Raw genomic sequence first — 13,510 nt, 5'->3', positions numbered from 1 at the left:
GCTCCTGTCACGGTCCCTGTCACGGTCCCTGTCACGGCCCCCGTCCCCGGCTCTTGTCCCGGTCGGGAATGCCCGAGGGTCGGGATTGTCAGTGGTACGTGGCAGGATCGTGGACGTGGCTGAGACGGCATCGAAGAAGACCGAAGACAACCGACCGCGCCTGCTCCTCATGGACGGGCACTCCCTGGCGTACCGGGCGTTCTTCGCGCTGCCCGCGGAGAATTTCACGACCGCGAGCGGCCAGCCGACCAACGCCATCTACGGCTTCGCGTCGATGCTGGCGAACACGCTGCGCGATGAGTCGCCCACGCATTTCGCGGTGGCGTTCGACGTGTCCCGCAAGACGTGGCGCTCGGAGGAGTTCCCGGAGTACAAGGCGAACCGCTCCAAGACCCCTGACGAGTTCAAGGGCCAGGTCGAGCTGATCGGGGAGCTGCTCGACGCGATGAACGCCGACCGCTTCGCGATCGACGGCTTCGAGGCGGACGATGTGATCGCCACCCTGGCCACGCAGGCCGAGGCGGCCGGCTTCGAAGTGCTGATCGTCACAGGCGACCGCGACTCCTTCCAGCTGGTCTCCGACCATGTGACCGTGCTGTACCCGACCAAGGGCGTCTCGGAGCTCACCCGCTTCACTCCGGAGAAGGTCTTCGAGAAGTACGGACTCTCGCCGCAGCAGTACCCCGACTTCGCGGCGCTGCGCGGCGACCCGTCCGACAACCTCCCGGGCATTCCCGGCGTCGGTGAGAAGACGGCCGCGAAGTGGATCAACCAATTCGGTTCGTTCGCCGATCTGGTCGAGCGTGCGGAGGAGGTAAAGGGCAAGGCCGGGCAGAACCTTCGCGACCATCTGGAAGCGGTCAAGCTCAACCGGCACCTCACGCAGCTGGTGCACGACGTGGAGCTGCCCAAGGCTCCGCAGGACCTGGGGCGCGTTGCGTACGACCGGGCCGCCGTCAAGGGCGTGCTGGACGTACTGGAGATCCGCAACCCGAGCCTGCGCGAGCGCCTCCTCGCCGTCGACCCGGGCGCGGAGGCAGAGGAGCCGCTCGCCCCGGCCGCCGGCGTCGAGCTGGACGGCGTGGTCCTGGGCTCCGGCGAGCTCGCGCCGTGGCTGCAGGAGCACGGAACGCAGCCGCTCGGCGTGGCCACCGTCGACACCTGGGCGCTCGGCGCCGGCAATGTCACCGAGGTCGCGCTCGCCACGGCCTCCGGAGCTGCCGCCTGGTTCGACACCACTCAGCTCGACGAGTCCGACGAGCGGGCCTTCGCCGCCTGGATCGCGGACACCGGCCGACCCAAGGTCATGCACAACGCCAAGGGCGCGATGCGGGTCTTCCCCGAGCACGGCTGGAGCGTCGACGGCGTCACCATGGACACCGCCCTCGCCGCCTACCTCGTCAAGCCGGGCCGCCGTTCCTTCGCGCTGGACGCGCTCGCCATCGAGTACCTGGGCCGTGAGCTCGCCCCGGCCCCGGCCGACGGCCAGCTTGCCTTCGGCACGGACGAACAGGCCGAGGCGGAAGCCCTGATGGCGCAGGCCCGCGCGGTCCTCGACCTCGGCGAGGCATTCACCGAGCGGCTGCGCGAGGTCGGCGCGGCCGAGCTGCTGCACGACGTCGAGCTGCCCACCTCCGCCCTGCTGGCCCGCATGGAGCGACACGGCATCGCCGCCGACCGCCCCCATCTGGAGGCCATGGAGCAGCAGTTCGCGGGTGCCGTGCAGCAGGCTGTGAAAGAGGCCCACGCCGCGGTCGGCCACGAGTTCAACCTCGGCTCGCCCAAGCAGCTTCAGGAAGTCTTCTTCGGCGAGCTGAACCTCCCGAAGACCAAGAAGACCAAGACCGGTTACACCACGGACGCGGACGCGCTGGCCTGGCTGGCCGCCCAGACCGAGCACGAGCTGCCCGTGATCATGCTGCGTCACCGCGAGCAGGCCCGTCTGCGGTCCACGGTCGAGGGCCTGATCAAGACGATCGCGGCCGACGGCCGGATCCACACCAGCTTCAGCCAGATTGTGGCGGCGACCGGCCGGCTCTCCTCCACTGACCCGAACCTTCAGAACGTGCCGGTGCGCACCGACGAGGGCCGGGCGATCCGCCGCGGCTTCGTCGTAGGCGAGGGCTTCGAGTCGCTGATGACCGCCGATTACAGCCAGATCGAGCTGCGTGTGATGGCGCATCTCTCCGAGGACGAGGGCCTGATCGAGGCATTCACCTCCGGGGAGGACCTGCACACCACCGTCGCCTCCCAGGTGTTCGGTGTGGCGAAGTCCGCCGTCGACGCGGAGATGCGCCGCAAGATCAAGGCCATGTCGTACGGACTGGCCTACGGCCTCTCGGCGTTCGGCCTCTCCCAGCAGCTGAACATCGAGGCGGCCGAGGCGCGCGGCCTGATGGACACCTACTTCGAGCGGTTCGGCGGCGTCCGGGACTACCTCCGCCGCGCCGTCGACGAGGCCAGGGCCACCGGCTACACCGAGACGATGCTCGGCCGCCGCCGCTATCTGCCCGACCTCAACAGCGACAACCGCCAGCGGCGCGAGACGGCCGAGCGGATGGCGCTCAACGCCCCGATCCAGGGCACCGCCGCGGACATCGTCAAGGTCGCCATGCTCCATGTCGCCCGTGCGCTGGCGGAGGCGAAGCTCAACTCCCGGCTGCTGCTCCAGGTCCACGACGAAATCGTCCTGGAGATCGCTCCGGGCGAGCGCGACCGGGTCGAGTCGCTGGTCCGCAAGGAGATGGCCTCGGCCGTGTCCCTGCGCGCCCCGCTGGACGTCTCGGTGGGCGTGGGCACGGACTGGGAGTCCGCGGCGCACTGATCCGGGCGGCGCTGTTTGTGTGAGTCCCCGCGCTGTTCAACCGGGCGCGGGGACTCGGCTCCTTCATGCGGCACGTTCCAGCCGCTCGCAACAGGCCCCTTAATGCGGCGCGTTGCAGCGGGGCTCGTTCATCGGCCCGTTCAAGCTGCTCGTTCAAGCTGCTCGTTCAGGGCCTCGTGCAACCGAGACTCAGACGCGCTCCACCGCTCGCCCGCGCAGCCGCATCCCCGCCCCATAGACCACAAGGCCCACCGCGAGCCCCGCGCCCGCCCCGAAGCAGGCGGTCGGGATGATGTCGAGGGGCGAGTCGGCCCACCCGTAGTACGCGTACCAGCGCGCACACCGCTGTACGACGCCGAGCAGCACGCACACCGCCAGCAACGATCCGGCGAGCCACCGCGCCCGACCGCCCAGTACAGGCACCGACGCGGGCGCGGCGATCGCTGGCTGCCGCCGCAGCGCCGACACCGTGAACCACACCAGCGCCGCCATGGCCAGCGCCGAAGTGCCGTACTGCGCGTACGAAAACAACGGCAGCCCCGCCGCCGTCTCATTGAGCACCGGCAGCAACTCCGTGCCCCACCGGTCGTGGTGGGTGAAGGCGTCCCACACGATATGCGTGCTCGCGCCGATCACCGCCGAGGCGTAGAACCGGAGCGCGAGCGCCGACGGCCGGTCCGTGCGCGGCCCGCCCCCCTGTACGAAGGCGTGCACACGCCCCTGCCAGGCGGCGGGCAGCAGAGCCAGCAGCGGCTCACGCACCATCAGCCACACCGCTACCAGCGCCGCCGTGATCGCCACGTCGACCGTCAGCACCCCGAGCGGGGCGTGCGTGACTTCGCCGAACTCCATCGCGCCCGGAACGGCGGCAGCCGTGAAGTACGTGATGTCGGGGGCGAACGAGCCCATCACGAGCGCCGAGGCGAGCAGCGGACCGCGCGCCACCCCGTCCCTGCGGATGCCCGGCAGCACCGCCGCGGCGTGGCTCAGTGTGAACGGCATGGTCGTGCCCCCTTGATGACCGTTGTTGATCAATCGCGCCCAGTATGCGTGATGCTTCACTGCGGAATCCCGGGCGACCGAGAGGTGGCGGACTGGTGAAAAGCGGTGAGGGGCCGTGTTCCGAGGCGCGGAGTTGCCGTAGGGTCACCTGAGTTCTCGCGCTGGGGAGCGCGGGCAGCCGTCGACGGGGAGGGAACAGACGTATGGCAGCGCAATTCGGCCGCCGACTGCGCAGGGGAGCGACCACGGCCGCTGTGGCCGCGGCCGCTGTGGCCGCACTCTCCGCCTCACAGGCGCCCGGCATCACGCATGCCACCACGGGCGACAGCCAGGGCGCTTCGGAGGCCACCCCGCCGCCCGGCACCCCGGTCACCGGCAACTCCCCGTACTACACCGACCTTCCGTCGCTGAACACACCGGACAGGCCGGGCACTTCAATCGATCTGCCCGCGACGGGCACGACGGAAGCGGGCATACCCGCCACCGTCCTCGCGGCGTACAAGCAGGCCGAGCGGACCATCGCCGGCTCGGACCCCGGCTGCCATGTGCCGTGGCAACTGCTCGCCGCAATCGGCAAGGTGGAGTCCGGTCAGGCGCGAGGCGGCCGTGTCGACGCCGAAGGCACCACACTCTCACCGATCCGCGGCCCGGTCCTCAACGGCGTCGGCTTCGCGAACATCTCGGACACCGACAACGGCGCTTACGACGGCGACTCGACGCACGACCGCGCGGTCGGCCCGATGCAGTTCATCCCCTCCACCTGGGAGACGTGGGGTCAGGACGCCAACGCCGACGGCCGCCGGGACCCCAACAACATCTACGACGCCGCACTCGCCGCCGGACGCTATCTCTGCGCCGACGGCCGCGACCTGGCGGTCAAGTCCGACCTCGACCGGGCGATCCTCGGCTACAACCACTCGCGGGAGTACTTGCGTACGGTTCTGTCCTGGTTCGACTACTACAAGCGCGGCAGTCACGAGGTCCCGGACGGCACGGGTGTGCTGCCGGTCTCCAACGGCCCCGACAGCTCCGACTCGGCGGCGAGCACGCCGACTCCGCCGTCGGGCCCCGCCGGCAGCCCCAGCCCCAAGCCGGCGCCCAGCGTGCCGAAGCCCGGTGGCGGCACGCCGAAACCGACCCCGCCACCCACCCCGACGCCGCCGCCCCCCACAACCGCGCCGACCCCGGCGCCCGTCTCGCGTATCGAAAAGGCGGGCACCGGCGAGCTGACCACCATGGCGGGCCACGCGTTCACCGAACGGGCCGTTGTGCGGGTGAAGAACACCGCGGGCCGGACCGTGCCGAACCAGGCCGTCCGCTTCGACGTCGTCGGTGACACTGACACCCGCTTCACCGGCGGGAAGGCGAGTGTCACGCTCTACACCGGCGCCGACGGCACGGTCGCGTCACCCGCGCTCCAGGCGGGCGAGAAGACCGGCGCCTTCACGGTCCGGGCCACGGTGGTGGGCCGAGTCCTGCCCGCCGTGGACTTCGCCGCGACCGTCACCGTCCGGGCGGCCGACACGATCGCCAGGACCGAGGAGAAGGCCCTGACAGCCGCCCCCGGCACGGAGTTCGCGGACCTCGTCGAGGTCAAGGCCACCTACAAGGGCGCCATCGCGTCGGGTGTCGCGGTCACCGCTACCATGATCACCTCCGCGGACGACCCGGCCGTGAACGACCCGGCCGTGAACGACCCGGCCGTGAACGACCCGGCCGTGAACGACCCGGCCGTGAACGACCCGGCCGTGAACGACAAGGGCCCCTACTTCAAGGACGCCGACGGCAAGACGGTCCGTACGCTCACGGAACTGAAGACCGACGCCGACGGCGTGCTGAAGCTCCCGAAGATCTACGCGGACGACCAGACGGGCACCTTCCTGCTCCGTCTCACCACCCCGGGCGGCGCGAGCGTCGTCATCGAGCTCAAAGTCGCCGCCGCGCCGGCCTGACCGCCTCGCAGCACTCCGCACCCGCCCCTGTGTCGCCGGCTGACACAGGGGCGGTGCAACGTGTTCTCATCTCGCGGCTCCATTGCTACGGTGCCTCCGCCCTGACGCCGCATCAGATCCGCGTCGGATCCGAGCCACCGGGAGGCCGAGCATGCGCGCCCTCGTCGCCGCCGCCATCGGGCTGGCTGCCGCCCTCGCCCTCGTCCTCACCATCTCGGCGATCGGCGCGCCGCCCGGCGAGACCTCCCCCAAGCCGCTGCTGACCACCGTCCCCGGCCCCAAGAAGTAGGAGGGCCGGACCATGCGCCGCAGAGCGAGCCTCGTACTCGTCGCCCTCGCCGTCTTCTTCGCCGCGCTCTCCCCGCTGCTGCGCTGGTACGCATTCCCGCGGCTCGCGAAGATCCCGCCCGGCCAGTACCAGGAGATGGTGCTGGAGGCGAAGCCCGCCACCCTCCTCGACTACGGATCGCTCACGGCGAAGGAGGTCGAGAAGGTCACCATCGTGCAGACGCTCAAGGGCAATGTGGAGGAGTCCGAGAAGATCGAGCGCAGCGCCGGCCGCGACGTCGTCGTCTGGGACTCCCTCTCGTACGTCCAGGGCCCCGACGGCAAGATGGTCTCCCAGATCCCCGAGCGCTACATTTTCGACGCCCACAGCCAGGCGCCCGTTCACGCCACCGGCGAGACGGTCGACGGTGACGCGGTACGGCGCGAGGGCATCGAGTTCAAGTGGCCGTTCCTCACCGAGAAGCGGGACTACCAGTACTTCGACGCCCAGGCCCGCACGTCCGCGCCCATCCACTACGCGGGGACGCGGAAATTCCGGGGGCTCGACGTCTACTACTTCGAGCAGACCATCCCGTGGACCAAGGTGCCCTACCCGAAGAAGATGCCCATCCCGGGGATCGACGCGACCACGCTGGAGAAGCAGACCGGCACCACCCGCTGGTACACCACCAAGCGGATGTTCTGGGTGGACCCGGTCACCGGCGCCCCCGTCAACGGGGAGGAGATCCACCGGGAGGAGCTGCGCGGCGGCACGCTGCTGGGCGGCCGCGACAAGGTCACCGCGTTCGCCGGGCATGTGAAGATGCGGCCGGACTACATCGACTCGACCGTCGAACTGGTCAAGTCCCAGCGGCAGTTGGTGCTGCTGATGACCTCGTACCTGCCCTGGGGCTTTTTCGTACTCGGCGGGTTGCTGCTGGCGCTCGCGCTCGTACTGGAGGCACGCAGCCGCAGGCCGCGGGCGCCCGCGGCCGAGCGAGAGCCCGAGACCGTCCCCGCCTGAGCCTTCCCCGCCCGAGCCCTGCCCGCCCGAGCCCTCCCTGCCCGACGTGCCGGATCAGCTGCCCGACCTGTCGGATCAGCTGCCGGTCTCCCGGCTGTGGCGCGCCTTGGTGTGCCGGGTCGGCTCAGCCGCCGAAGGGTCCTCGGGCCAGGGGTGCCTGGGATAACGGCCGCGCAATTCCGCCCGTACGGAGCGGTACCCCTCCTTCCAGAAGGACGCCAGGTCGGCGGTGACGGCCGCGGGCCGTCCGGCGGGCGAGAGCAGATGCACCAGCACCGGCACGCCCGCGACCGTGGGCGTCTCGCGCAGCCCGAACAGCTCCTGGAGCTTCACCGCAAGGACGGGCTGCGCCCCGCCGTACTCCACCCGGACCCGCGAGCCGCTCGGCACCTCGATCCGCTCCGGCGCCAGCTCGTCGAGCCGGGCCGCGTGCCCGCTCGCCCAGGGCAGCAGCCGCTGGAGCGCCTGCGCGGCCTGGATGCGCCCGAGATCGGCGCGCCGCCGGGCCCGGGACAGCTCCGGCTCCAGCCACTCGTCGGTACGGTCCAGCAGCGCGGCATCCGACACATCGGGCCAGGGCGCGCCCAGTTCCCGGTGAAGGAAGGCGAGCCGCTCCCGCAGGCCCTTCGACTCGCGTGTCCAGCGCAGCAGCCCGAGCCCCTCGCGCCGCAGCCCGTCCACCAGAGCTTCGCGTACGAGAGCGGGATCCGGGTCCTTGAGGGCGCGCACGGACAGTTCCACGGCCCCCAGGCGCTCCACTTCCCGTGCGACGACATCGCCGTTCTCCCAGTGGACCTCCTGGCCGGTGACGAGCAGATGCGCTGCGGCGCTGCGGGCGCTCTCCTCGTCGACGACGGCGGCCAGCCGCACCCGCGCGGAGGCGGCGTGCGCGGGCCGGTCCGCGACGGCGACGGCCAGCCAGGGGGCGCTGCGCAGCGCCGATCCGGCGACAAGCTCGCCCCCGGTCCCGGACACCATCAGACAGGTCCCCTCGCCTCGGGCCCGCGCCACGCGCTCGGGGAAGGCGAGGGCGGTGACGATCCCGGCGGCGGCGTCGTCGGAGAGGTGAATTTCCCCCACCCCGCCCTTTCCCGTACCGGGGCTGCGCCCCGGACCCCGCGCGTCGAACGCCGGCGAGGCCGGAAGTGCCGGCCCGGGCGGCGCCATCAGGATCTCCGGCCCGTCCGCTCCGGTCGCCAGCCGCCGTGCCTCCTGGCGCCAGCGCGTTGCGTACGCGTCGCCGCCCCGGCGGGCCGTCCGCCAGGCCGCGGCCAGGTCGTCCCCGTACTCCCGCGGCGGCTCCTCGCTGAGCAGGGCCACCACCTCGGCGGCCCGGCGCGCGCCCACCTCGTGCGCGCCGTCCAGGAGCGCCCGCGCCAGCCGGGGATGCAGGCCCAACCGCGCCATGCGTACGCCCCGTTCGGTCGCCCGCCCGGCCGCGTCCACCGCGCCGATTGCCGACAGCACCGAGCGTGCAGCGGCCAGCGCACCGGCCGGGGGCGGGTCGAGCAGTGCGAGAGACGAGGCCGCCGGGTCGCCCCAGCACGCCGCCTGCAGGGCGAACGCCGTCAGGTCGGCGACCTTGATCTCGGGCGACGGGAACCGCACCAGCCTGGCGTCCTCCGCCTCGGACCAGCAGCGGTACACCGCGCCGGGAGCCTCTCGGCCGGCTCGTCCCGCCCGCTGCCGCGCCGCCGCCTGTGAGGCTCGCACCGTGGTCAGCGCGCTCAGACCTCGCGCGTGATCGGTGCGTGGCTCGCGTGCGAGACCCGCGTCCACCACGACCCGTACGCCCGGCACGGTCAGCGACGACTCGGCCACCGACGTAGCGAGCACGACGCGGCGCCCGGAACCGCCGGACAGCACCGCGTCCTGCACCGCAGCGGGCGCGCGCCCGTGGACCTGGAGCACCTGTGCCCCCACATCCCCCAACTGGCCCGCCACCCGGGCGATTTCACCGACCCCCGGCAGAAAACACAGCACATCGCCCGTGCGCTCGGCGAGCGCCCGGCGCACCACAGCGGCCACATGGGTCAGCAGCGCGGGATCGACCCGCATCCCGTGCGGCGGCCGCACCGGGCGCGCGGGAGGGGCCCACACCACCTCCACCGAATGCGCAGCGCCCTGCGCCTCAACCACCGGCGCATCGCCGAGCAGCCGCGCCCAGCCCTGCGCGTCCGTGGTCGCCGAAGCCGCGACCAACCGCAGCTCGGGGCGGAGCGCGGCCCGTACATCCAGCAAAAACGCGGCCACCGTGTCCGCGTCCAGATGCCGCTCATGACACTCGTCGAGGATCACCACATCGACCCCGGGCAACTCCTGGTCGCGCTGCAGCCGCTGCAGCAGCACACCGGTGGTCACCACCTCCACCACGGTCCCGCGCCCCACCACGCGCTCCCCCCGCACGGTGAAGCCGACCTTCCCGCCGACCTTCTCGCCCAGTAGCCACGCCATCCGCCTGGCCGCGGCCCGCGCCGCGATCCGCCGCGGCTCGGCGACCACGACGCGTGCGCCGCGCTCGGCGAGGGCCAGCGGCACGAGGGTGGTCTTGCCAGTCCCGGGCGGCGCGCACAGTACGGCGCACCCGTGCTCCTCGAGCGCCCGCTCGAGGGCGGGCAGGGCGGAGCGTACGGGCAGGCTGCCGGGGGCGTCGTCGCGGATCACCGCCCCAGTCTCGCAAGCCGCCGGTCTCACGAGCCGCCGTGGGCTCAGTCGCGCTCGCAGACGAAGATCGCCGTGCCCGGGATCAGATTCCCGCGCAGCGGGGACCAGCCGCCCCACTCCTGGCTGTTCCAGTCGGGCCACTCGGGCTCGACGAGATCGACCAGCCGAAAGCCCCCGGCCACCACGTCCCGCACGCGGTCGCCGATCGTCCGGTGGTGCTCGACATACACCGCGCGGCCGGCCTCGTCCTGCTCGACATAGGGAGTGCGGTCGAAGTACGAGGCGGACACCGAAAGACCCTCGGGGCCCGGCTCGTCGGGAAACGCCCAGCGGATCGGGTGGGTGACCGAGAAGACCCACCGCCCGCCCGGCCGCAGCGCACGCCGTACCTCGCGGAAGACCCTCACCGGGTCCGCGACGAACGGCACCGCCCCGTACGCCGAGCACGCGATGTCGAAGGAGCCGTCCAGGAAGGGCAGTGCCCCCGCGTCCGCCTCGACCAGGGGGACGTCGTCGCCGATCCGCAGGGCGTGCTGGAGCTGCCGGTGGGAGAGGTCCAGGGCCACGGGGCGCGCGCCCTGCGCGGCCAGCCAGCGCGAGCACTGCGCGGCGCCCGCGCCGATCTCCAGGACGTCCAGCCCCTTCAGCGAACCGGCCGGACCCAGCAGTCCGGCTTCCGCCTCGTCGAGCCCTTCCGGCCCCCACACGAAGCGGTCGTCGCCCAGGAACGCACCGTGTTCGGTCTGGTACTCGTCGGCGTTCCGCTCCCACCAGCCGCGGCTGGCGCGGCTGCTCTCCGCGTCACCGGCGTTACGGCGGGTCGCTTCCGGTTCATAATCTTGGAACATCGTCACCGTCGTTGTAGTTTGCGTTCAGCGCGACCAATGCGGCGGCCATTGTGGCCTGGGCAAACATTAGTTGTGCCGGGTATGGGGCGTTCCGCCCCGGGTGTGCGCCTTCGCGCATTGACCCTGTCCGGCTGCCCCCGTATGCTACAAGTTGCGCTGCGGGCTTGCGCGCCTCAGACCGAGCAGGCCGCGCTCGCAACTGTATGCATGTCCCCTCGGTTCACGAGGCGCCTCCTTATTCTGGACGGCGCTTCCTGGGCTGTCCGGCTTCTGCAGCTGCGATAAGGGCTCTCGGCGTAGCAGTACCTACGACTCACTGTCCGTACCGGAGCCCTTTCCCACATGACGAGCAGCACCGAGACCACCGCCACCACTCCGCAGGTAGCGGTCAACGACATCGGTAACGAGGAAGCCTTCCTCGCCGCGATCGACGAGACGATCAAATACTTCAACGACGGCGACATCGTGGATGGCGTCATCGTTAAGGTCGACCGGGACGAGGTCCTGCTCGACATCGGTTACAAGACCGAAGGTGTCATCCCGAGCCGCGAGCTCTCGATCAAGCACGACGTCGACCCGAACGAGGTCGTCAAGGTCGGCGACGAGATCGAGGCCCTTGTTCTCCAGAAGGAGGACAAGGAAGGCCGCCTGATCCTCTCGAAGAAGCGTGCCCAGTACGAACGCGCCTGGGGCACCATCGAGAAGATCAAGGAAGAGGACGGCATCGTCACCGGCACCGTCATCGAGGTGGTCAAGGGTGGTCTCATCCTCGACATCGGCCTCCGTGGCTTCCTGCCGGCTTCTCTCGTCGAGATGCGCCGTGTCCGCGACCTCCAGCCCTACGTGGGCAAGGAGCTCGAGGCGAAGATCATCGAGCTGGACAAGAACCGCAACAACGTGGTCCTGTCCCGCCGCGCCTGGCTCGAGCAGACCCAGTCCGAGGTTCGCCAGACGTTCCTCACCACCCTGCAGAAGGGTCAGGTCCGCTCCGGCGTCGTCTCCTCGATCGTCAACTTCGGTGCCTTCGTGGACCTGGGTGGCGTCGACGGTCTCGTCCACGTCTCCGAGCTCTCCTGGAAGCACATCGACCACCCCTCCGAGGTTGTCGAGGTCGGCCAGGAAGTCACCGTCGAGGTTCTCGACGTCGACATGGACCGCGAGCGCGTCTCCCTGTCGCTCAAGGCGACGCAGGAAGACCCGTGGCAGCAGTTCGCCCGGACCCACCAGATCGGTCAGGTCGTCCCGGGTAAGGTCACCAAGCTCGTTCCGTTCGGTGCGTTCGTGCGCGTCGACGAGGGCATCGAGGGTCTGGTCCACATCTCCGAGCTGGCCGAGCGCCACGTGGAGATCCCGGAGCAGGTCGTCCAGGTCAACGACGAGATCTTCGTCAAGGTCATCGACATCGACCTCGAGCGCCGCCGCATCAGCCTCTCGCTGAAGCAGGCCAACGAGGCCTTCGGTGGCGACCCGGCCTCGGTCGAGTTCGACCCGACGCTGTACGGCATGGCCGCGTCCTACGACGACCAGGGGAACTACATCTACCCCGAGGGCTTCGACCCGGAGACCAACGACTGGCTCGAGGGCTTCGAGGCCCAGCGTGAGGTGTGGGAGACCCAGTACGCCGAGGCGCAGCAGCGCTTCGAGCAGCACCAGGCCCAGGTCATCAAGTCCCGCGAGGCCGACGAGGCCGCTGCGGCCGAGGGTGCTGCCGCCCCCGCCGCGGGTGCGGGTGCCGGTGCTGGTGTCTCGGGTGGTTCGTACTCCTCGGAGTCGGACGACAACTCCGGCGCCCTGGCGTCGGACGAGGCCCTGGCTGCCCTGCGCGAGAAGCTGGCCGGCGGCCAGAGCTGACGCTCTGACCCCAGCTGGTGAATAGCTGAAAGTAAGGCCCGCTCCCCTTGGGAGCGGGCCTTACCGCGTTATGGCGTGACGGGGATGTTCGTCAGGCCCTTGCCGCCGGTGACGGTGTTGCCGGCGTAGACCGTCGTCGGGCAGCTGGAGCTGTAGTTGGTGACACTGATGGCGAGTTGCCTGGGGCCGGAGGCTCCGCGCAGATCGGACGTGTTTCCGCGGAAGACGGTGCCGCAGCCCCAGCCGCTCTGCTGGGTGTGGGTCTCGTAGCCGTTGTTGGTGGTGTTCTTGCCGGTGTTGTTCTCGACGAGGGTCTTGTTGCCCTTCACGTCGATCCATGAGTCGTCGAAGTTGGCACCGGTCAGGCCGCGGCCGTCGAAGGCATTCCCGATGATCTTCGCGCCCGTGGTGCCTTCCTTGATGTCGACGGCCTCGCCGCCGACGTCCGGGCCGATGGTGTTGTTCAGGATCTGTACGTTGTCGCTCTTGTCGGACAGCGTGTTCGCGGAGCCGACGTAGACGCCCTCGCCCATGCCGCTGCCGTTGTTGCCGGTGTCGTAGATCCGCGAGTTCTTGATCACGCCGTTGCGGCTGGACTTGCGGAAGTGGACGCCCTCCATGTCCAGGCCGCGCACGGTCACCGAGTCGATCACGACGCCGTCGGCCGAGTCGGTCATGATCCCCTTCTGGCCGCCGGTGACGGTGATCCCCTTGACGGTCCAGTACGAGGCGCCGTTGAGATGGAGACCGTAGCCGCCGCCGGCCTTGAGGACCGCCTTCGAGGAGCCGGTCAGGGTGATGCGGGCGCCGGAGGTGCCGGCGGTGGTGGTCTTGAAGTTTCCGGTGTACGTGCCGTCGGCGAGCTGGATCGTGTCGCCGGGACGTGCGGCGGACAGCGCGGACTTCAGCTGGGCGGTGGTGGTCACATCGATGACTGTGGCGGCGTCCGCGGGTGTGGCCAGTAAGGACAGGCCGCCGGTTGCGAGCGCCCCGGCCAGCAGGGCGGGGAGCAGCTTTCGGGTGCGCATGGGGGTGCCTTCCCGTTCGCGTATACAAACGAAGGATGTGTTTCTGAACT

The 13,510-nt window shown here is 70.5% G+C and carries 9 protein-coding genes; 5 read left to right on the top strand and 4 right to left on the bottom strand.

All coding sequences use genetic code 11. The features are described 5' to 3' along the window. Window positions 1-115 precede the first annotated feature (115 nt). The gene (gene polA / locus J7E87_RS13815; RefSeq protein WP_215093580.1) at window positions 116-2,824 is read left to right on the top strand and encodes a DNA polymerase I; all 2,709 of its coding nucleotides are present in this window, start codon (window positions 116-118) and stop codon (window positions 2,822-2,824) included. Between the two features lie 189 nt (window positions 2,825-3,013). Here polA and J7E87_RS13810 read toward each other — a convergent pair whose 3' ends face one another. After that, on the bottom strand, window positions 3,014-3,826 hold the full coding sequence (locus J7E87_RS13810) for a DUF4184 family protein (protein WP_215093578.1): 813 nt from the start codon (window positions 3,824-3,826) through the stop codon (window positions 3,014-3,016). A gap of 203 nt (window positions 3,827-4,029) precedes the next feature. On the opposite strand from J7E87_RS13810, the gene J7E87_RS13805 reads away from it, so the two are divergent. From J7E87_RS13805 to J7E87_RS13795, 3 genes are all read left to right on the top strand, one after another. Then, window positions 4,030-5,778, top strand: a complete 1,749-nt coding sequence (locus J7E87_RS13805; RefSeq protein WP_215093576.1) for a lytic transglycosylase domain-containing protein — start codon at window positions 4,030-4,032, stop codon at window positions 5,776-5,778. A gap of 151 nt (window positions 5,779-5,929) precedes the next feature. Beyond that, a complete protein-coding gene (locus J7E87_RS13800; protein WP_215093574.1) occupies window positions 5,930-6,067 on the top strand; it encodes an SPW_0924 family protein in 138 nt (45 codons plus the stop codon). Window positions 6,068-6,079: 12 nt separating this feature from the next. Beyond that, on the top strand, window positions 6,080-7,069 hold the full coding sequence (locus J7E87_RS13795; RefSeq protein WP_215093572.1) for a DUF3068 domain-containing protein: 990 nt from the start codon (window positions 6,080-6,082) through the stop codon (window positions 7,067-7,069). Window positions 7,070-7,144: 75 nt separating this feature from the next. On the opposite strand, the gene J7E87_RS13790 is transcribed toward J7E87_RS13795, so the two are convergent. After that, entirely contained in the window at window positions 7,145-9,733 is a 2,589-nt protein-coding gene (locus J7E87_RS13790) for an ATP-dependent RNA helicase (protein ID WP_215093570.1), read from the bottom strand. Between the two features lie 44 nt (window positions 9,734-9,777). Next, entirely contained in the window at window positions 9,778-10,581 is an 804-nt protein-coding gene (locus tag J7E87_RS13785; protein WP_215093568.1) for a class I SAM-dependent methyltransferase, read from the bottom strand. 342 nt (window positions 10,582-10,923) lie between these two features. On the opposite strand from J7E87_RS13785, the gene rpsA reads away from it, so the two are divergent. After that, entirely contained in the window at window positions 10,924-12,432 is a 1,509-nt protein-coding gene (rpsA, locus tag J7E87_RS13780) for a 30S ribosomal protein S1 (RefSeq protein WP_215093566.1), read from the top strand. 68 nt (window positions 12,433-12,500) lie between these two features. On the opposite strand, the gene J7E87_RS13775 is transcribed toward rpsA, so the two are convergent. Next, entirely contained in the window at window positions 12,501-13,460 is a 960-nt protein-coding gene (locus J7E87_RS13775; RefSeq protein ID WP_215093564.1) for a right-handed parallel beta-helix repeat-containing protein, read from the bottom strand. Between the last annotated feature and the right edge of the window lie 50 nt (window positions 13,461-13,510).

Origin of the sequence: Streptomyces sp. ISL-1 (assembly GCF_018614585.1) — a bacterium.
Lineage (GTDB): Bacteria > Actinomycetota > Actinomycetes > Streptomycetales > Streptomycetaceae > Streptomyces > Streptomyces maoxianensis.
This window is presented reverse-complemented; position numbering and strand designations above follow the sequence as displayed.